Genomic DNA, 18069 nt, shown 5'->3' with positions numbered 1-18069 from the left:
CCTCTTTTTTGATATTTGATACGGTGACGGCCCATAAAGCGAGAGGTGAGGGCTTTGCTTTCGGAGGAGGTCGCCGGCGCCCTGCGCGGCCGGATCATGTCCGGCGAGCTCCGCCCGGGCGCGCGCATCCGGCTCGAAGAGGTGGCCGCCGGCCTCGGCGTGAGCATCACCCCGGTCCGCGAGGCGCTGCTCACCCTGCGCGGCGAGGACATGGTCGAGCTCGAACCCCGCAAGGGGTACGTGGTGGCCCCGCTCGCCCGGCAGGACATCCTCGACGTGTTCCAGCTCCAGGGCGACATCGCCGGCGAGCTGGCCGCCCGGGTCGCCGGCGGGATCAGCGAGGCCCAGCTGGCCGAGCTGCGAGTGGCGCACAGCAAGGTGGCCCGCGCGCGGAAGGCCGCCGACGTGGAGACGTATGAATACGAGTTCCACCGGGCGGTCAACCGGATGGCCCGTTCGCGCAAGCTCAGCTGGTTCCTGCACACCGCCACCCGCTACACCCCGGCCCGGGTCTATTCGGCCGACCCGGGCTGGCGTGAGGGCATGCGCGCTGATCACGAGGCTGTGCTCGCCGCCTTCGCCGAGGCCGACGCGGACGCCGCCCGCACGGCGATGACCAGGCACTTCACCGATGGGGCGGAGCGCCTGGTCAAGCATCTCGACGACCTGGGCATCTGGGACTCCTGAGCCTTGGCCTTACCGCCCGTGCCTTACCTCCCGTGCCCTCATCGGGCCCGTGTCTTCACCGCCCGTGCCGGAAGTGGAACAGCTTCAGCGCCCGCTGCATCACCTTCGGGTCCCGGTCCAGCCGCATCAGGTCCATCGGCGCGGCGAACCGCTGCCGGGTGACGGCCTGGGCTCGGGAGAACTCGCGCAGCCCGTCCGCCCCGTGGATCCGCCCGAACCCGGAGTCACCGACCCCGCCGAACGGCAGTGACGGCACACCGGCGAACCCGAGGACGGCGTTGACCGAGGCCGCGCCGGTGCGCAGCTTCCGGGCGATCCCGGTGGCCCGGTGCGAGTCCTTGGAGAAGATCGAAGCGGCAAGCCCGTATTTAGATGCATTTGTCAGGCGAATCGCCTCGCCGATGTCGTCCACCGGGTTGACCACGAGCGTCGGCCCGAACGTTTCCTCGGTGACCGCGATGCTGTCCTCGGGCACCTCGGCGAGGACGACCGGCGCGACCGTCGAGTCGGTGATCGACGACGGCCCGCCGACCACGGCCCGGCCGCCCCTCGAGACGGCGTCCTCCACGTGCGCCCGCACGATCGCGGGTTGCTCCGGAGTCGTCATCGTCTGCTCGCCCACTGCCAGCGCGCTCAGCCTCAACAGGAACTCCGGGTAGACCGAACGCTCCACATAGACCCGCTCCACACCCGCGCACGTCTGCCCCGCGTTGCCGAACCCGCCGAACGCCGCCGCCCGCGCCGCCGCGTCCAGATCCGCGTCCGCCGCCACGATCATCGCGTCCTTGCCGCCACCCTCCACGACCAGCGGGGTCAACGTCTCCGCGCAGGTGGCCATCACCTTGCGCGCGGTCGCCGCCGACCCGGTGAACGCGACCTTGTCCACGCCCGACCAGGTCAGCTCCGCGCCGACCGACCCGTCCCCGAGAACCGCCTGCAGCACCGGCTCACCCGGAACCGCTGCCGCCCACGCGTCGGCCAGCCACGCCCCGGTGCGCGGGGTGTGCTCGCTCGGCTTGAACACCACGGCGTTGCCGGCGGCCAGCGCGTAGGACACCGAGCCCAGCGGCGTGTAGACCGGATAGTTCCACGGCCCGATCACCCCGATCACGCCGAGCGGCAGATACTCCAGGGTCGCGACATGGTTGGCGGCCAGCATCCCGCTCGGCACCTTGTGCCGGCCCAGCACCTTCCCGGCGTGGCGGGCGGCCCAGTCCAGGTGCTCGACCGCGAGCATCACCTCGAGCGCGGCGTCGTCCTGCGGTTTGCCGGTCTCCTCGGCGATCAGCGCCGACAACTCCCCGATGTGCCGTGCGATGTGCCGCTTCCAGGCCAGGAGACGGCTGCGGCGTTCGTTATGGCTGAGCCCGCCCCACCAGCGTGCGGCCGACCGGGCTTTCTCGACTGTTGCCTGAACCTCGGTCATCGTTGCTCCCGGGCTAAGATTTGATATTTGATATGTTACGGTCGCTGTCAACATGGCGATTCACCTGCGCATACTCTCGAAGGGTGACGAAATGAGCATCGATCTCAGCGACGAACAGAAGGCGTTCACCGAGGCTGTCGACGACTTCTGCCGCCGCGAGGCCGGCACCCGCGAGCAGCGCGGCGACAGCCCGCACCACCCCGGCCTGTACCGCAGGATGGCCGACCTCGGCTGGCTCGGCGTCACGGTTCCCGAGGAATACGGCGGCTCCGGCGCCGGCATGCTCGACACCTGCCTGTTCCTGGAACACGTCGCCTACGGCCAGGCCCCGGTCGGCGGTTTCACCACCAGCGCGATCGTCGCCGCCGCCGTGCAGCGGTCCGGGTCCGGCGAGCAGAAGAAGACAGTCCTCGGCGGCCTCGTCAACGGCCGGGTCTACGCGATCGCCATGTCCGAGCCCGAAGCCGGCTCCGACGTCGCCAACCTGTCCTGCCGGGCGGTCCGCACCGACGACGGCTGGATCGTGAACGGCCAGAAGACATGGTGCTCCAACGCCCACATCGCCGACGCGATCCTGCTCGTCGCCCGTACCTCCGGCAGCCCCGGCGAACACGCCGGCCTCACCATGCTGCTGGTCCCCGCCGACGCCGAGGGCCTGCGGATCAGCGGCATCGAGACGATGGGCGGTAAAGAGGTCAACGACCTGTACTTCACGGATGTACATCTGCACGAAGACGCCGTCGTCGGCAATGTTGACCAGGGCTGGCAACAATTGATGGCCGGTCTCAATGTTGAGCGCCTGATTCTGGCCGCGTTGATGCTGGGCACCGCCCAGCGCGCCTTCGACGACGCCCTCGACTTCATCAAGCAGCGCAAACAGTTCGGCCGCCCGGTCGGCTCCTTCCAGGCGCTACGCCACCGCGTCGCCGACCTGGCCACCGAGATCGAATGCTGCCGCCTGCTCGTCCACCGGGTCGCCACCCTCGCCGACCGCGACCCGCACAAGGTCCTCCCGCGCGAGAGCAGCATGGTCAAACTCAAGACCACCGAGGTCGCCCGCCAGGTCGCGCTGGCCGGCATGCAGATGATGGGCGGCTACGGCTACGCCACCGAATACGACATGGAACGCCACGTCCGAGCCACCCTCGTCTCGACGATCTACGGCGGCACCAGCGAAATCCAACGGGACATAATCGGAAAAACCTACGGACTCTGATCTCGTACGGCCACCGCTCGCCAACCGCAACGAAAGCCGTCCCGTGACCTACCCGGCGACGTCTCCGGCACCCGGCCCGCAGCGCCCGCTGCGGGCCGAATGCGGTGGTCACCGGCCAGGTAGTCTCCACCCATGCTGATCATCGGGAACGTCCTGGCCGCCATCGTGGCACTGATCCACGTCTACATCGCGGTCCTGGAGATGTTCCTCTGGACCAAGCCGCAGGGCCGCAAGGCGTTCGGATTCACCCCCGAGTTCGCCGAGCAGACCAAGGTGCTGGGCCTCAACCAGGGCCTGTACAACGGTTTCCTGGCCGCCGGCCTGTTCTGGGGCCTGCTGGGCGGAGGCTTCGCCGTCATCGTCTTCTTCCTGATCTGCGTGGCGATCGCCGGCATCGTGGGCGCCCTGACCGCCAGCCGCCGGATCATCTACATCCAGACCGTCCCCGCAGTCCTGGCCCTGATCCCCACCATCTTGGCCCACTGACCGCCCACCGGCGTCCAGCGCACCCCGGCGCGGTCCCGGCCAAGACCGCGAGCCGTCGCTCACCGCTGGAATGCCGGCGGTTTTACCGTGCTGAGCGACGGCCGAGACCGCGAGCCGTCGCTCACCGCTGGAATGCCAGCGGTTTTACCGTGCTGAGCGACGGCCGAGACCGCGAGCCGTCGTTCACCGCGGGAATGCCGGCGGTATTACCGTGCTGAGCGACGGCTGGCGGGGTCCGCGGTTTGTGTGCGGCGGCGGACTCGGCGTTCGGTAATGAGCTTTACATCGTCCGGCGTTGATTGGTTGGATCCCCTGGTCTGATGTGGATCACGGGGAGGCCGAACATGGCTGTTGTTTCTGTCCGGCGTGTGCTGACTACCGCGTTCGCGGTGCTGCTGGCCGGCTTCGTTCTCATGACCGGGGCGGCGCCCGCTCTTGCCGAACCCGCGTCGCCGACCGGCTCACTGGAGGGCTGGGTCAGGGCCCCGGGCGGGCTTCCGCTCGAAGGGGTCACCGTCACTCTGGAGCCGGGCGGCTACCAGCAGAACTCCGATGCCTCCGGCCGGGTCCTCTTCACGGGCCTTCCGGTCGGTGAATATCTGGTGTCCGCGTCCACGACGCTGAACGGTGACTGCCCCGTTTCGGCGAGCCAGTTGCTGTACATCGACCAGTACGGACTTACCTTCGGCATCCACCTGCACACGGAGGACGGCGAGCCGTGCCCGCCGCCGGCCGACCCGGAGGTTCCGCCGGCGACGCTGGGCGGCATCGTGTGGGGCGAGGCCGCGGGTGAGGTCACCGTCACGCTCCAGCCGGGCGGTCTCCAGACCACCACCAACGAGTGGGGCGGCTTCGAGTTCCCCGGCCTGGCGCCGGGCGCCTACACCCTGACGGCCACCGCTGCCGGCGGCGACTGCGGCCTGACGGCGAACTTCGAGACCGTCCTCAACGGCGTGGACTCGTGGTACGACCTCTTCCTCGAGCCCGCCCCCTGCCCCTGACCCGAACCCCGGTCGCCGGTGAGCGTTCCGAAACGCTCATCAGCGACCGGTATGTACGGCGAGTGGGTGTAGACGTCACCCCGGAAGGTCGTGGGGTGACTCGCAGGAGATCGCCCGGGGGGATCCGGTGGGACGGGTGACCCTATTCTGGGGGCCCCTTCCTGGGGAGCCGAGGCGGACACGTGTCGGTCTCGGTTCGACCGGATCCGGAGTCACTCGGGATGTATGCGCTCGGTATCGACCTGGGAACCACCTATACGGCGGCGGCGGTGTGGCGCGACGGGCACGTCGAGATCGCGTCGCTGGGCAGCCGGTCGGCGGCTGTGCCTTCGGTGGTGTTGCTGCGCTCCGACGAGACGGTTCTGACCGGGGAGATCGCCAGCCGGCGTGGGCTGACCGAACCCGGCCGGGTGGCCCGGGAGTTCAAGCGCCGCCTCGGTGACCCCACGCCGATCCTGCTCGGCGGGGTGCCGTACTCGGCGGAGTCCCTGATGGCCCGGATGCTGCGATCCGTGATCGACGAGGTGTCGTCACGCGAGGGTGGCGAGCCGGAACGGATCTGTGTGTCGCATCCGGCCAACTGGGGGCCGTACAAGATCGATCTGATGTATCAGGTGATCCGCCTCGCCGGGATCGAAGGCCCGGTCCAGCTGGTCACCGAACCGCAGGCGGCGGCGGTCTTCTACGCCCGGCAGCAGCGGCTCGAACCGGGCGCCACGGTGGCCGTCTACGACCTCGGTGGTGGCACGTTCGACGCGGCGGTGCTGCGTAAGACGGTCGGCGGCTTCGAGCTGATCGGCAAACCGGAGGGGATCGAGCGCCTCGGCGGGATCGACTTCGACGCGGCGGTCTTCGCCCACGTCTCCGGTGCCCTCGGCGGCAGCCTCGACGGGCTCGACGAGGACGATGCGGCGGCGATCGCCGCCGTCGCCCGCCTGCGGGAGGAATGCGTGCAGGCGAAGGAGGCGTTGTCGGCCGACACCGACGTGACGATCCCGGTCTTACTGCCAAACCTCACCACGGAGGTACGGCTGACCCGCGCCGAACTCGAGTCGATGGTCCGCCCGGTGTTGCACGGCCCGATCGACGTGTTGCGCCGCACGATCCGTTCCGCCGGGATAGAGCCGGGCGACCTGAGTGCGGTTCTGCTGGTCGGTGGCTCGTCACGGATTCCGCTGGTCGGCCAGATGGTCGCCGCGGAGCTGGGCCGCCCGGTCGCGGTCGACGCCCACCCCAAGCACGCGGTGGCGCTCGGCGCGGCGTGGCAGGCGGGCGCGGAGATCTCCGAGGCGGGCACGGCCCTGGTGCTGCCGGCCCCGGTCGACCCGTGGGCAACCGGTGCCGGCGAGGTCGTCCCCGCGGCCTGGCCTGAGAGTGCGCAGCCCTTCACCGCAGTGCCCGCCCTCTCCGATTCATCCGCCGCCGCGCGCGCTTTCACCGACCCGAGCCCGCTAGCCCCAGACACCGAAGACTCAGGCGCTGCCGTCTCAGGCGCTGCGATCTCAGGTGCTGCGGCTTCAGGTGTTGCCGCTTCAGGTGTTGCGGTCTCAGGGGCTGCCGCTTCGGGCCAGGCTGGCTCGGCCGCCGCCGGCACCGGCGAGGCAGGGCCGGATCCCGCTGGAACCGGCTCGACTGGATCAGGCGCCGGTTTTCCCAGCTCGGCGGTCTCAGACGCGGGTCTGTCTGGCTCCGCTGGCTCGGATGCGGGTCTGCCCGGTTCGGCCGGCTCGGATGCGGGTCTGTCCGGCGCGAATACCGGGCTGCCCGGCTCGGTTGGGGCTGCCGGGATCGCAACCGGCGCGGGCGAGTCGACCGGGGCGATCCGGCCGGTCGGTGGTGACGGCGGGGCCGACGCCGGCGGACCGCAGGCACCGGTTCCCGAGGCTGGGGCGACGGGCGCCGGCCTGCCGATGGTCAAGCCGGGGCGTTCGCTCGGCACGATCATGGTCGCCGCGCTGGTGGTGGTGATGATGGCGGGTGTCGCGGGCACCGCCTGGGCGCTGGGCCGGCTCGACGGCGGTGACAAGAACCCGGAGACGCCGGCCGCCGGAGCGAGCCCGCAGCACAGCGCGCAGCAGCACAGCGAGGACTCGGCCGGCGTGACGGGTTCGCCGAGCGCGGAGACCAGCAAGTCCGCCGCGGTGGTTCCGGCCGATGAGGCGTGCACCGATCAGATGCGGCAGAGCCCGCGCTGGGTCTGCCTCACCCGGGCCACCATCCGGGACGGCAAGTTCACCCTCTGGTACGAGGCCGAGTGGAACGGCGAGGACCCGGACACGGTGGACGGCTTCCACCTGCACATCTACGGCGGCGACGGGCAGTCCCCGAAGGAGTCGACGATGGGCAGCCAGGCGACCGCGCACGGCAAGTACTACTACGAGGACAAGCAGCCGTCGGTCCGGAAGGTCACCGACCAGGACTACGAGGCAGTGGGCGACGCCGAGAAGGTGTGCGCCCGGATCGCCAAGTCCGGCCACGGTCTGGCCCTGGCCGCCGACGGCAGCTACCACACCGGCAACTGCATCCCCATCGTCCGCGAGTAACCCCACCCGCCGTCCCCAAAGCCCGCGTGCCACGCCGTGGTTCGGATCGGACCGCTGGTTGGCACGCGGGTTGGGGAGGGCGGTGAGTGGGGATTCCGCCCGAAAGGCGCGGTGATGGGCTGGAGCGGCGCGGGCGTCGCGTTGTAGTGCGGGAGGTGTGGTTCCGCGGGGCGGGGTGGCGCGTACCAGATGAGTAGGGTGACCACATGTCCTCAGCGACGTCCCTCGATGAAAAGGATCGGTGGATCGCCGGCGAAGCCGGGATCGCCGTTTTCGCGGACCGGCTGATTCTCGGGGCGCGGCCGCCGATCGACGACGAGACGCTGGAAGCGGTGGCGGCGCGGTGTGCCGGGCCGGTGCCGGAGGCGCTGGCCGCGCTGTGGCGGGTGAGTTTCGGTGGGCGGATCGACTACCAGCTGGATGGGCAGATCTCGTTCACGGAGTTGTTCTGGCCGGGTTCGGACGGATATCACGACCTGTGGGGCTGGATCGACCACGAGCAGGAGCCGGGAAGGTTGCGGTTTCTGCCGTTCGGCGGGTTCGAATATCTGGACCGGCTCTATGCGGATACCGAGACCGGGCGGGTCGTTTACTGGCAGCAGGGGCTGCCGTCCGGCTGGGAGCTGACCGAGGGTGACCGGGCGGACGGCCTCGCGGTGGATGTGCGGGCGCTGTTCGGGCAGTTGGCGCTGGAGGACGACCCGTGGGCGGACGGTGACGCCGACGCCGGAGCGGAACTGCGGGACACGATCGACGACCTGGCCGGGGAGCAGCCGGCCGTCGCCGGGAAGCTGCGTGACCTGGTGCGATCGGCAGTGCTGGACTGGCCGGCGGCGCTGGCCGCGGGGACGCTGGCGGAGGCGCCCCGGCTGCGGCGGCTGGCGCTGGACCGGGCCGCGTCGTCCGGCGACACCGACCTGCTGGAACGCCTGGCCGAGACCGGCTGCGACCTGGCCGAACCGGTCCGCGGCGGGCTCACGCCGATAGACATCGCCCTGGTCAACGGCCGTCTGGAGGCGGCCCGGAACCTGCTCGGCCGGCGGGTTCCGGTGACGAACACGCTGCGTACCGGGGCGCACGCGGTGACCGCCGACCTGGCCCGGACGCTGCTGGCCCGGGGCGCGATGGTCACCTCCGACGCGGTGGGCGGGGCGATCGACAACGCCGACCCGGAGGTGTTGCGGCTGGTCGCGGCACGTCTGCCGGCGTCCGCTGAGGCGCGGGCGCACGTGCCGCGCCTGCGGATGCTGGCGGCGCAGGCCGCGCACGCCGCGGACCGTTCGGGGGATCAGCGGATGCGCGACCGGGCGACTGTCCTGAGAGAACTCGCGGATATGATCTCGGCTGGTGCGGGCTCGTAGCGCAGAGGTCGTCGCGTCGGCCTGCACAGCCGAAGGACGCCGGTTCGAATCCGGCAGGGCCCGCACCCCGATCAGGCCGGCCGGCCTTTCGACCGCACCCATCCCGTGGTGATCAGGTACAGCGCCGCGGCGTAGGTGGTCATCACCAGGACGCCGTGAGCGGGCGGCCGCAATCCGGCCGCGCCGAGCCCGATCAGCAGGTCGGAGACGAGGAAGAGCAGCCCACCGGCGGCGACCCGCCGGGAGACTCCGGCCGCTGCCGCAGCCATCATGGTCAGGGCGAGGCTATAGATCAGCACGGGTACGGCCAGAGCGCCCAGCCGTGACCAGAGCAGCAGGTTGGCCAGCATCCACAGCAGTCCATAGGGCGCCGCGTACTTCGCGAGCAGTGGCCGGAACGCCAGGATGAAGCAGATCTGGGCGACGAGGAAGAACCCCATCCCGATCAGGAACGCGACCTGCCCGGGCACGAGCAGTGCGATGTCCCCGGCGGTGGCGAACCCGAGCGCCACGGTGACGAGATCCCGCCGCCCACGAGTCAGCATGTGGAGGATCAGCAGTGGCCCGAGCAGCGGTTTGGTCATCCACTGGACGGCCGTCCAGTCCGCGGCCACGGCGATGATCTCGACCGCCGCGACCGCGAGGAACAGGCGCAGGATCATGCGGCGGGCTGCCAGCCGGGCCGCCCGAACAGGTATCCGGCCCGGTCCCGCCACGATCTGGCGCCACGCAGGTCACGCCAGATCGCCGCGTACTCGTGGGTGGCCACCTTGAGCGGGTTGTACGTCTGGATGTTGCTGGTCAGCCCGTACCGGACCTTCTCGCCCTCGGGTTCGAAGCTGCGGAACAGCCGGTCCCAGACGATCAGGATGCCGCCGTAGTTGCGGTCCAGGTACGGGTCGTTGGAGCCGTGGTGCACCCGGTGGTGCGATGGTGTGTTGAAGAACCACTCGACCGGCCGGGGGAGCTTGTCGATCCGCTCGGTGTGCAGGAAGAACTGGTAGGCGAGGCTGATCGACTGCTGGAGGAAGATCATCCACGGTGGGAAGCCGAGGGCCGCGAGTCCGAGCCAGAACGGCAGCGCGGTCATCGGGGTCCAGCTCTGCCGCAGCGCCGTCGACAGGTTGAAGAACTGGCTGGAGTGGTGCACCACGTGCCCGGCCCACAGCACCCGCACCTCGTGGTGCAGCCGGTGGAACCAGTAGTAGGCGAGGTCGTCGGCGAAGAACAGCAGCACCCACACCCACCAGTCGTGCGGGTCGAGCCGGAACGGGCTGATCACGTAGAGCCCGGCGAACGCGACCGCGGTGAACAGCTTCCACGGCACGCCGACGATCTGGCTGCCCAGGCCCATGGACAGGCTGGTGGCGGTGTCGCGGGCCTCGTACCCGCGCTCCTCGTCGTCGGGCAGGAACCGGAACGACAGGAACTCCATGACGATCAGCAGCAGGAACGCGGGAACCGCGTAGAGGACGGCGGGGATCATCGGCGTTCCGCCTTGTCCGACGGGACGGACGGGGTGAGCAGCGCCCGGGCCGCGCGTTCGGCGCCGGGGGCGTCGCCGTCGGCGATCAGCGTGGCGAGGCGGCGGTGCAGGGCGACGTCGAGCAGTTCGGCGGCCCGCAGGTGCGGCGGCACGTGGCCGACGGCCAGGTCGCCGGCGGTGAGGCTGTTGTACGCCAGCAGGTACGCGATGTTGCCGGAGCCCTCGATGATGCGCCGCCACACGGCCAGGTCGGCGATCCCCATCGCGGTCAGGTCGGGCACCGCGGCGGCGTAGGCCTCGACGGCTTCGGCGACTGCTTCCCGTGCCCCGGGTGCGGCCCGGAGCGCGCACAGCCGGGCCGCGTCGGCGCCGATGCTGACCCGCATCTCCATCACGTCGCGGGCCAGCGTCGGCACCGGGAGCACGTCGCCGGTCTGGGTGAGCGCCATGGCCAGGTCGAGGCCGGCGGTGGCCCGCCAGTCCTGCACCCGGGTGGCGCCGCCCTGGCTGACCCGGACCAGGCCGAGCTGCTGGAGACGGCGTAGCGCCTCCCGGACGGCGTGCCGGTTGACCCCGAAGGAGGCGGCCAGGTCACGCTCGCCGGGCAGGGCGTCGCCGGCTGCGTAACGGCCGCCGAGAACGGCGTCACGCAGCCGGCCGAATACCTGATCGGAGACGGATTGCCGGTCGAGCGGTGCGAACGTCATGGCGGCAGTGTGCCCGCCATCACGTCAACCCGTCAACTGGTTGGACCAGTCACCTGCTGTACGGCGCGACGGTCACCCTGTCGATCACCGGCGCGTACTTCGAGCGGAGCAGCACGTCCGGCCAGGTGTCCGAGGCGTACGTGAGCCCGTCGAAGTTCGGCAGTTCCGCCGACGAGAAGGTGAGCGAGTTCGACCCGCGCTTCAGCGTCACCGGGACGGTCAGCTCCCAGAAGTTGTTGTCGTGGAAGCTGTGCGGGAACAGCACCCGCTCGGCCGGGCCGCCGTTGATCGTGAGGTCGGCGTGCCTGGTCAGCGGGTCCGGGTTGTAGTGGGTGGCGACCGCCTGCTCCGGGTTGGAGTAGCGGATCCGTAGCGCGTACGTCCCCGCCCGGTCGGCCTTGACCGCGAACGTCAGGGTGCTCGCCCCGGTCACCCCGGTGACCGCCTGGCCGCCGCTGGCCAGGGACTTCGCGGTGACCGTGGCGGCGCCGGCGAGGGTGGCCGCCTCGGCCTCGTAGGAGACCGACGGCAGCGCCCCGGCGCGGACCGTCAGCCGGTCGATCTTCGCGTGCCCGGCGCCGCCGGTGACGACGACCTTGTTGACGCCGCCGGACAGTGACACCGTCGCCTTCCGCTCACCGACCGCGATCCCGTTGACGGTGATCCGCAGGTCACGGTCACCGACGGCCTCGACGACCGCGGCCGCGTCGGCCTTGGAGTAGACCCAGAACGTGGCGCTGCCGCGACGTCCGAGTTCGACGCCGTCCCTGGCCGGCCTGGCGGACCGGAGATCAGCGAGCTCGGCCTCGTAGACGTCGGTGGCGGCGGCCGGGTTGGGCCGGGCCAGGGTGATCCGGTCGACGATCGCGTCGCCCTTGGTGACCCGGACGCCGTCCAGGCTCCTGGCCGCGAGCGAGATGGTGTGGGTGCCCTTGGTCAGCGCGACCTTCGTGTCGGCGTGGTCCCAGACCACCCATTTGTAGCCGAGCGGCAGGAACACCTCCTGCTCGGCAGCGCCGTCGACCCGCAGGAACACGTTCGTCGGCCCCTGCTCCCGCACCAGGTTGTAGGTGTTCAGCGAGTTCGCGAAGACACTCAGGTCGTAGGTGCCGTCGGCCGGCACGTCGACGGTGAAGTCGAGGACGCCGTCACTGCCGGTGCGCAGGCCACCGACGTTGAAGCCGCCCGAGGTGTAGAACTTCGACACGTCCGACGGCGAGCCCTCGGGACCGTTCCGGCTGTAGCCGGCACCGGTGTACTTCGCGTCCTCGGCCTCGAACGACCCCTGCCACAGCGTCGGCGTCCGCCCGGCGGTCTCCCGGCTTCCGGGGCCGAGCACGATCTCGTACGCCGACGACTCGATCAGCCTGTCGAACTCGACCGCGACCGACCCGTCGACGACCTGGAAGTCACGTTCGGCGAGCAGCCGGGGCTGGGCCGAGTCGCCGACCTGCCCGGTCCACGGGATCTCCCGGATCCACGCGTGCACGTTCTTCCCGAAGCTCTTCGGCACGTTGTCGAACCTGATGTACCCGGCGCTCGCCGCACCGCCGAAGATGGCCCGTGCCTGCTTCTTCGCCTGGTCGAGGCTGGCCACGCCCTGGAGCGAGTAGTTGCGGCCGGGGTACGGCGGGCTGACCCGCACGGTGTCGCCGGTCATGCTGCCGTACGCGTTGTACAGCCACCACTGCCCGTTGCCGCGGTTGGCCTGCACCGCCGAGTCGGACAGGTTGCCGTCGATGTTCCAGTACGCGATGTCGGCGTCGACCTTCGACTCCTCGATCGCCGAGATCCACTGGATCATCTGGCCGGGCACGCTGGTGTGGTAGTTGAACGCGTACTCGTTGATGTTGATCGGCAGCTCCCGGCCGATGATCGTCTTCTCCCACTCGCGGTACTTCGCGACGCTGTCCCGGACCGCCTCGGGGTGGCTCAGCTCGTGCCAGGTGATCACGTCGGGCACGGTTCCGGCTTCGACGGTGTGTGTGAGGAAGCCCTTGACCTGGTCGAACAGGATGCTGGTGTTCGGGCCGGCGATCCGTGCGGCCGGCATCTTCCCCTTGATCAGGGCGTAGACGTCGTCCCAGGCCTGGAAGTAGTCGTCCGGGTCACTGAGCCAGCTGACCCCGTTGTAGCTCCACTCGCCGGTGCCGAACATGTTGCCCTCGGGCTCGTTGAACGGCACGAAGACCACGTTGTCCTGGTACTCCGGGGCCAGCGTGAGCACCTGGTCGACCTGCTTGGCGATCTTCTCCGTGAAGAGGCTCAGCTTTTCCGCGGGAGTGCTGCCCGGCCACTGGTAGGGGAAGCCGCGGTGGATGTCGGTCATGTAGATGTAGGTGTCGCCGCCGGTGCTGTCGGCCAGCGGTTTCACCACTTCGAGGGCGTCGGCGCCGGGATGCTGCGGGCCGTCCTGCGCCTTGGTCGAGACGGTCCGCAGCCGCATGCCCTCGATCAGGTTGCGGGTGGGCACGCCGTCGCCGTAGAGGCCGTAGAGGGTTCCGGAGGCGCCGCCGTGGAACGGGCCGGTCGAGTCGGCCAGGTCGATGACCAGCTCACCCTCGCGGATCACCGTCACGGTGGCTGTCACCGGCCGGCCGGCGGCGGTTCCGGCCACGGTGAACGTGCCGCGCTGGGCGTACTGCGCGGGGTCGACAGGCGTCCAGGAGATCGGGACGCTCCGGTCGTACCCATCGGTGAAGTTGCCGTTGACCGTGGCCGGCAGAGCCGGCGCCGTGCCGATCGTGGTGCGCACGTCGAACGTGGTCTCGGTGATGCCGGTGACGGTCGGCGGGGTGACGCCGGATTCGGCGACCACCTGTTCGGCGGTCAGCGCGGTGCCGTAGAGGCGGAACGAGTCGATCGCGCCGTCGAAGAGCGGGTCCTGGTAGAACGACTTCCCGACGAAACCCGCCGACGTGGTCCCGGCGTCCAGCAGGTCGGCGGCGGTCAGGGTGGTCGTCGCCGCGGCGATCGGGACCCCGTCGAGGTACGTGGTGAGCCGCCCCGCGCCGAGCGTGACCGTGAGCGATTTCCACGCGTTGGCGGGCAGCGCCGCCGAGCCGGTGACCTGTGACTCCGCGCCGCCGCCGCCCTTGGTGATCGCGGTGCGCAGCCGCCCGTCGCCGTTGTAGGGCGTGCTGAACAGGTAACGGCTGTTGTCCTTGCCGAGTGCGTAGATCCACTGCCAGGGCGCGGTCGTCCCGTCCCACTTCACGCGGGTGGCGACGGTCAGTTCGGTGTGGCCTTCGAGGGCCCTGCGGGGGATGGTGACGTAGGCGCCGTTCGAGGTGGGCGCGCCGCCGGGCAGGGTCAGCGCGCCGTCGGCGAAGACCGCGGTCGCCGGGTTGACCAGGGTGCCGTCCAGGCCGTTGCCGGAACTGTCGGTGATCGTCGTGCCGGCCGTGTCGAACTCGTAGGCCAGCACCGGGGTGGGCAGGTCGGCCGCGGCGAGCACGGGTGTCGCGGGCGCCGCGGCGAGGATCACGGCGAGGACGGGGACTTTCCAGGCTCTCATGCATCGCTCCGTAGCGTGATGTGAGCGTTAACAAGCGAACGCGGGCAAGCGATTGCGTTCTGTCAACGTGGGATTTCGCCCAGGTTACGAACCGCAGATACGCCAGTCAATGCCTCCGCAGGAAAACGTTTGCCTGAATCAGACCGCCGTCGAGGCGCGGGGGATCAGCCGGCCCGGGCGGGCGTGCCGGCCGTGCGCCGGAGTGCCGTTGATCGCCGCGAGCAGCATCTCCGCAGCCGACCGCCCGATCCCCTCCAGATCCATGTCGACGCTGGTCAGAGCCGGCTGGCAGCCCTCCACCATGACGTCCCAGTTGTCGAAGCCGACCAGGGCCACGTCCCGCGGGACCTGCTTCCCGGCCTTGCTGAGCGCCTCGGTCAGGCCGCGGGCGATCTGGTCGCTGCCGCAGAACACCGCGTCCACCTCGGCGCCGGTGTTGAGCAGGATCCCGGCGGCCTGACGGCCCCAGGCCTCGCTCCACTCGCCGTACAACGTCGGGGTGGCCGGCCGGAAACCCTCACCGGCCAGCGCCTCCTCGGCGGCGCGGGCCCGCAGACTGGCCGAGTGATGGTGCTCGGGGCCGGTGACGTGCGCGATCCGGCGGCGGCCGATGGCGAGCAGGTGCCGGATCGCGCGGCGGGCGCCGTCGGCCTCGTCGGGCACCACCGAGCAGTCCTGCGGGTCGGTCGAGCTGATGAACGCGTAGACCACCGGGACCGGCAGGCCGACCCCGATCGGCGCGCGGGCGTCGGTGCGGCGGCCGGTCACTATGATCCCGTCGACCTTGCGGCTGAGCAGCGTACGCAGGTAGTACTGCTCGCGGATCGGGTCGTCGCGGGCGTCGCACAGGAAGATCGACATCTGGCCGGCGCCGAGTGCGTCCTCGGCGCCGATGAGCAGCGGGATGCTGAACCGGCCGATGCTGTCGGTGGTGATCATCCCGACCGTGTAGGTGCGGCCGGTCTGCAGGCTGCGGGCGGCCGCGTTGGCGACGAATCCGAGCTGCTCGGCGGCCTGCTGAACGCGTAGCCGGGTCTCCGGCCGCAGCGCGCCCCGGCCGTTGAGGGCTTTCGACGCCGTGCCGGTGGAGACCCCCGCGAGCGCCGCCACCTGGCTGATGGTGACCGCGCGATCCATGGTGCTCAGCGTTTCCTCCCCAGTTTCCGGCACCGTTTCCGGCACCCTCGTCATGTGACCGTAACTTGCTCTTGACATGCGAGCAAGACGCTACCTAGCGTCTAGGCAATCGATTTCCTAGCGGTTGCCTCGCGTGAACCGCCACCCCTCCCGCCATCCTCCTCCACGTGCAAGGGGATCCGATATGACCACTACCCGGGGACGTCTGCGTGCGGCAGCGGCTCTCGTCATCTCCGCCTGCCTGCTGACCGGCTGCTCGAAGGGCGCCGACACCGGTGACACCGGCACCGGCGCAGCCGGCGGCGACTACACGATCTGGGACCCGTACCCGCAGTTCGACGACAGCTCGGACTGGGTGAAACTGCTGACCAAGTGCGGCACCGACGCGGGGGTGACGGTCAAGCGCACCGGCTACGACACCACCGACCTGACCAACAAGGCGCTGCTCGCCGCCCAGCAGGGCAACTCGCCGGACGTGCTGATCGTCGACAACCCGGTGGTCTCCACGCTGGCCGACGCCGGAGTGCTCACCACCACCGACGAGCTGAAGGTGGACACCGCCGCGGTCGAGCCGAACCTGCTGGCGGCCGGTCAGATCGGCGGCAAGACCTACGGCATCCCGATCGGCGCCAACACGCTCGCGCTCTACTACAACAAGAAGATCCTCGACGACGCCAAGGTCGACCCGGCGGCGATCAAGGACTGGGCCGGCCTGACCGCGGCCCTGGAGAAGGTGAAGGCAGCAGGCAAGAAGGGCATCACCTTCTCGGCGATCGGCACCGAGGAGGGCTCGTTCCAGTTCCTGCCCTGGTTCTGGGGTTCCGGCGCGAACCTGACCCAGCTCGACTCGCCGCAGGGTGTCGCCTCCCTCGAACTGTGGAACGGCTGGCTGAAGAACGGCTACGCCCCCAACTCGGTGCTCAACAACACCCAGACCACCAGCTGGCAGGAGTTCGCCGCAGGCGACTTCGCGTTCAGCGAGAACGGCACCTGGCAGCTGGCCAACGCCAAGAAGACCGGCTTCGAGTACGGCATCATCCCGATCCCGTCGCAGGCCGGCGGCACCGCCCCGGCCCCGACCGGTGGTGAGTTCGTGACCGCCCCGGTCCAGACCGAGACCGCCCGCTACGCCGTCACCGAGAAGCTGATCGGCTGCCTGAGCAGCAGCGACAACGCGCTCACCACGGACACCACGCTCTCCTACATCGCCGCCACCGAGGCGGTGCAGCAGAAGCAGGTCGCCGCGAACCCGGAGCTGACGGTCTGGGTGCAGGCGGTCAAGGCGGCCAAGGGCCGGACCAGCGACGACCTGGGCACCAAGTACCCGAAGATCTCGCAGCCGCTGTGGACCGCGTTCCAGGCCGCGCTCAGCGGCTCGGCGTCCCCGGCCGACGCACTGAAGACGGCGCAGACCACAGCCGCCGCGGCCACCAAGTGACGATGGCACACGACGTGTCGGCAGGCGTCCCCGCTTCCGCGTCCGCTCCGGCGGGCGCGGCCGCGGGGGCGCGGGCGGCGGAGGCCGTCCGGGGCCGGGGTGGCGGCGGCCGGCGCGGCCGCGATCCTGGCCGGCCGGCCCGGCGGGGGAGAGGCCACTGGACGGCGTGGGCGTTCCTCGCGCCGATCGTGATCTACCTGCTCGCGTTCTACGCCTACCCGCTCTACCGCAACCTGGACCTGAGCCTGCGGCACTACACGGTCCGCAGTTTCGTGCAGGGGAACGCGCCGTTCTCCGGACTGGACAACTACCGCGACGTGTTCGCCGATCCGGCGTTCGGGCCGGCGCTGCTGCACACGCTGACGTTCACCGTCGTCAGCATCGCGTTCCAGTTCGCGATCGGGCTGGCGCTGGCCGTGTTCTTCGCCCAGAACTTCCGGCTGTCCGCCACGTTGCGCGCGTTGTTCCTGGTCCCGTGGTTGCTCCCGTTGATCGTGAGCGCATCAACATGGACGTGGATGCTCAACAGTGATTCCGGGATCGTCAACTATGCACTTGAGCTGATGCATGTTGATCCAGTCAACTGGCTGACGTCTCCGGACTGGGCGCTGACCAGCGTGATCATCGCGAACATCTGGATCGGCATCCCGTTCAACCTGGTCGTGCTCTACAGCGGACTACAGGCCATCCCGGCCGAGGTGTACGAGGCCGCGTCGATCGACGGCGCGACGAGCTGGCAGCGGTTCTGGCGGATCACGTTCCCCCTGCTGCGGCCGGTCTCGGCGATCACGCTGCTGCTCGGGCTGGTCTACACGCTCAAGGTGTTCGACCTGATCTGGATCATGACGAAGGGCGGCCCGGCCGACGCGTCGATCACGTTCGCCACCTGGTCGTACCGGTTCAGTTTCGGCAGCCTGCTGCCCGAGTTCGGCCCCGGCGCCGCGGTCGGCAACCTGCTGATCGTGATGGCGCTCTTCTTCGGGCTGCTCTACATCCGCTTCCAGAGGAGGCAGGCATGAGGCGCGCGTTCGACCAGATGAGGCACGCGCTCGACCTGAGGAGGC

The 18069-nt window shown here is 70.0% G+C and carries 14 protein-coding genes and 1 tRNA gene; 9 read left to right on the top strand and 6 right to left on the bottom strand.

From position 1 onward, the window contains the following. The first annotated feature begins 54 nt into the window (after positions 1–54). Positions 55–687 (top strand): GntR family transcriptional regulator, encoded by a 633-nt coding sequence (locus AB0E94_RS31355; protein WP_360333549.1) that lies wholly within the window; start codon positions 55–57, stop codon positions 685–687. A 55-nt stretch (positions 688–742) separates the two neighbouring features. Here AB0E94_RS31355 and AB0E94_RS31350 read toward each other — a convergent pair whose 3' ends face one another. Next, positions 743–2113: an aldehyde dehydrogenase family protein gene (locus tag AB0E94_RS31350; RefSeq protein WP_360333546.1), complete on the bottom strand. Its 1371-nt coding sequence runs from the start codon at positions 2111–2113 to the stop codon at positions 743–745. Positions 2114–2204: 91 nt separating this feature from the next. Between AB0E94_RS31350 and AB0E94_RS31345 the strand changes: the two genes are divergently transcribed. From AB0E94_RS31345 to AB0E94_RS31320, 6 genes are all read left to right on the top strand, one after another. Beyond that, a complete protein-coding gene (locus AB0E94_RS31345; protein WP_360333543.1) occupies positions 2205–3329 on the top strand; it encodes an acyl-CoA dehydrogenase family protein in 1125 nt (374 codons plus the stop codon). 132 nt (positions 3330–3461) lie between these two features. Further along, complete coding sequence (locus tag AB0E94_RS31340) at positions 3462–3815, top strand: DUF1304 domain-containing protein (protein WP_360333540.1); 354 nt, start codon at positions 3462–3464, stop codon at positions 3813–3815. A 344-nt stretch (positions 3816–4159) separates the two neighbouring features. Continuing rightward, positions 4160–4816, top strand: coding sequence for a carboxypeptidase-like regulatory domain-containing protein (locus AB0E94_RS31335; RefSeq protein ID WP_360333538.1), 657 nt, complete (start codon positions 4160–4162; stop codon positions 4814–4816). A 182-nt stretch (positions 4817–4998) separates the two neighbouring features. Continuing rightward, entirely contained in the window at positions 4999–7359 is a 2361-nt protein-coding gene (locus AB0E94_RS31330) for an Hsp70 family protein (RefSeq protein ID WP_360333535.1), read from the top strand. A gap of 206 nt (positions 7360–7565) precedes the next feature. Beyond that, the gene (locus AB0E94_RS31325) at positions 7566–8720 is read left to right on the top strand and encodes an ankyrin repeat domain-containing protein (RefSeq protein WP_360333532.1); all 1155 of its coding nucleotides are present in this window, start codon (positions 7566–7568) and stop codon (positions 8718–8720) included. Then, positions 8711–8783: transfer RNA gene (locus AB0E94_RS31320), tRNA-Cys, on the top strand. Before AB0E94_RS31325 ends, AB0E94_RS31320 begins: the two co-directional genes overlap by 10 nt. An 8-nt stretch (positions 8784–8791) precedes the next feature. Here the strand turns inward: AB0E94_RS31320 and AB0E94_RS31315 are convergent. The 5 genes from AB0E94_RS31315 to AB0E94_RS31295 all read right to left on the bottom strand — a co-directional run bounded on the left by AB0E94_RS31315 (position 8792) and on the right by AB0E94_RS31295 (position 15567). Beyond that, the gene (locus tag AB0E94_RS31315) at positions 8792–9382 is read right to left on the bottom strand and encodes a lysoplasmalogenase (protein WP_360333529.1); all 591 of its coding nucleotides are present in this window, start codon (positions 9380–9382) and stop codon (positions 8792–8794) included. Further along, positions 9379–10206 (bottom strand): sterol desaturase family protein, encoded by an 828-nt coding sequence (locus AB0E94_RS31310; protein ID WP_360333526.1) that lies wholly within the window; start codon positions 10204–10206, stop codon positions 9379–9381. Before AB0E94_RS31310 ends, AB0E94_RS31315 begins: the two co-directional genes overlap by 4 nt. Further along, entirely contained in the window at positions 10203–10913 is a 711-nt protein-coding gene (locus AB0E94_RS31305) for a GntR family transcriptional regulator (protein WP_360333523.1), read from the bottom strand. The genes AB0E94_RS31310 and AB0E94_RS31305 overlap by 4 nt, the downstream gene beginning before the upstream one ends. A gap of 49 nt (positions 10914–10962) precedes the next feature. Next, on the bottom strand, positions 10963–14430 hold the full coding sequence (locus AB0E94_RS31300; RefSeq protein WP_360333520.1) for a LamG-like jellyroll fold domain-containing protein: 3468 nt from the start codon (positions 14428–14430) through the stop codon (positions 10963–10965). Positions 14431–14568: 138 nt separating this feature from the next. Then, positions 14569–15567 carry a LacI family DNA-binding transcriptional regulator gene (locus AB0E94_RS31295; RefSeq protein WP_360333517.1) on the bottom strand — a complete coding sequence of 333 codons (999 nt, stop codon included), beginning with the start codon at positions 15565–15567 and terminating at the stop codon, positions 14569–14571. A gap of 184 nt (positions 15568–15751) precedes the next feature. Between AB0E94_RS31295 and AB0E94_RS31290 the strand changes: the two genes are divergently transcribed. Together AB0E94_RS31290 and AB0E94_RS31285 are read left to right on the top strand one after the other, a co-directional pair. Continuing rightward, positions 15752–17005, top strand: coding sequence for an extracellular solute-binding protein (locus AB0E94_RS31290; RefSeq protein WP_360333514.1), 1254 nt, complete (start codon positions 15752–15754; stop codon positions 17003–17005). A 2-nt stretch (positions 17006–17007) separates the two neighbouring features. Further along, on the top strand, positions 17008–18024 hold the full coding sequence (locus AB0E94_RS31285) for a sugar ABC transporter permease (protein WP_360333511.1): 1017 nt from the start codon (positions 17008–17010) through the stop codon (positions 18022–18024). Positions 18025–18069: the final 45 nt, after the last annotated feature.

This window comes from Actinoplanes sp. NPDC026670 (genome assembly GCF_040638175.1).
Classification (GTDB): domain Bacteria; phylum Actinomycetota; class Actinomycetes; order Mycobacteriales; family Micromonosporaceae; genus Actinoplanes.
Note: the sequence above shows the minus strand (reverse complement) of the source record. Positions and strands in the feature narration are given on the sequence as shown.

Excerpts from the sequence above, each read along its gene's own strand:
- AB0E94_RS31305 (WP_360333523.1), bottom strand. The coding sequence starts at position 10,913 with ATGACGTTCGCACCGCTCGACCGGCAATCCGTCTCCGATCAGGTATTC.
- AB0E94_RS31300 (WP_360333520.1), bottom strand. The coding sequence starts at position 14,430 with ATGAGAGCCTGGAAAGTCCCCGTCCTCGCCGTGATCCTCGCCGCGGCG.
- AB0E94_RS31340 (WP_360333540.1), top strand. The coding sequence starts at position 3,462 with ATGCTGATCATCGGGAACGTCCTGGCCGCCATCGTGGCACTGATCCAC.
- AB0E94_RS31295 (WP_360333517.1), bottom strand. The coding sequence starts at position 15,567 with ATGGATCGCGCGGTCACCATCAGCCAGGTGGCGGCGCTCGCGGGGGTC.
- AB0E94_RS31335 (WP_360333538.1), top strand. The coding sequence starts at position 4,160 with ATGGCTGTTGTTTCTGTCCGGCGTGTGCTGACTACCGCGTTCGCGGTG.
- AB0E94_RS31345 (WP_360333543.1), top strand. The coding sequence starts at position 2,205 with ATGAGCATCGATCTCAGCGACGAACAGAAGGCGTTCACCGAGGCTGTC.
- AB0E94_RS31315 (WP_360333529.1), bottom strand. The coding sequence starts at position 9,382 with ATGATCCTGCGCCTGTTCCTCGCGGTCGCGGCGGTCGAGATCATCGCC.
- AB0E94_RS31310 (WP_360333526.1), bottom strand. The coding sequence starts at position 10,206 with ATGATCCCCGCCGTCCTCTACGCGGTTCCCGCGTTCCTGCTGCTGATC.
- AB0E94_RS31290 (WP_360333514.1), top strand. The coding sequence starts at position 15,752 with ATGACCACTACCCGGGGACGTCTGCGTGCGGCAGCGGCTCTCGTCATC.
- AB0E94_RS31285 (WP_360333511.1), top strand. The coding sequence starts at position 17,008 with ATGGCACACGACGTGTCGGCAGGCGTCCCCGCTTCCGCGTCCGCTCCG.
- AB0E94_RS31325 (WP_360333532.1), top strand. The coding sequence starts at position 7,566 with ATGTCCTCAGCGACGTCCCTCGATGAAAAGGATCGGTGGATCGCCGGC.
- AB0E94_RS31350 (WP_360333546.1), bottom strand. The coding sequence starts at position 2,113 with ATGACCGAGGTTCAGGCAACAGTCGAGAAAGCCCGGTCGGCCGCACGC.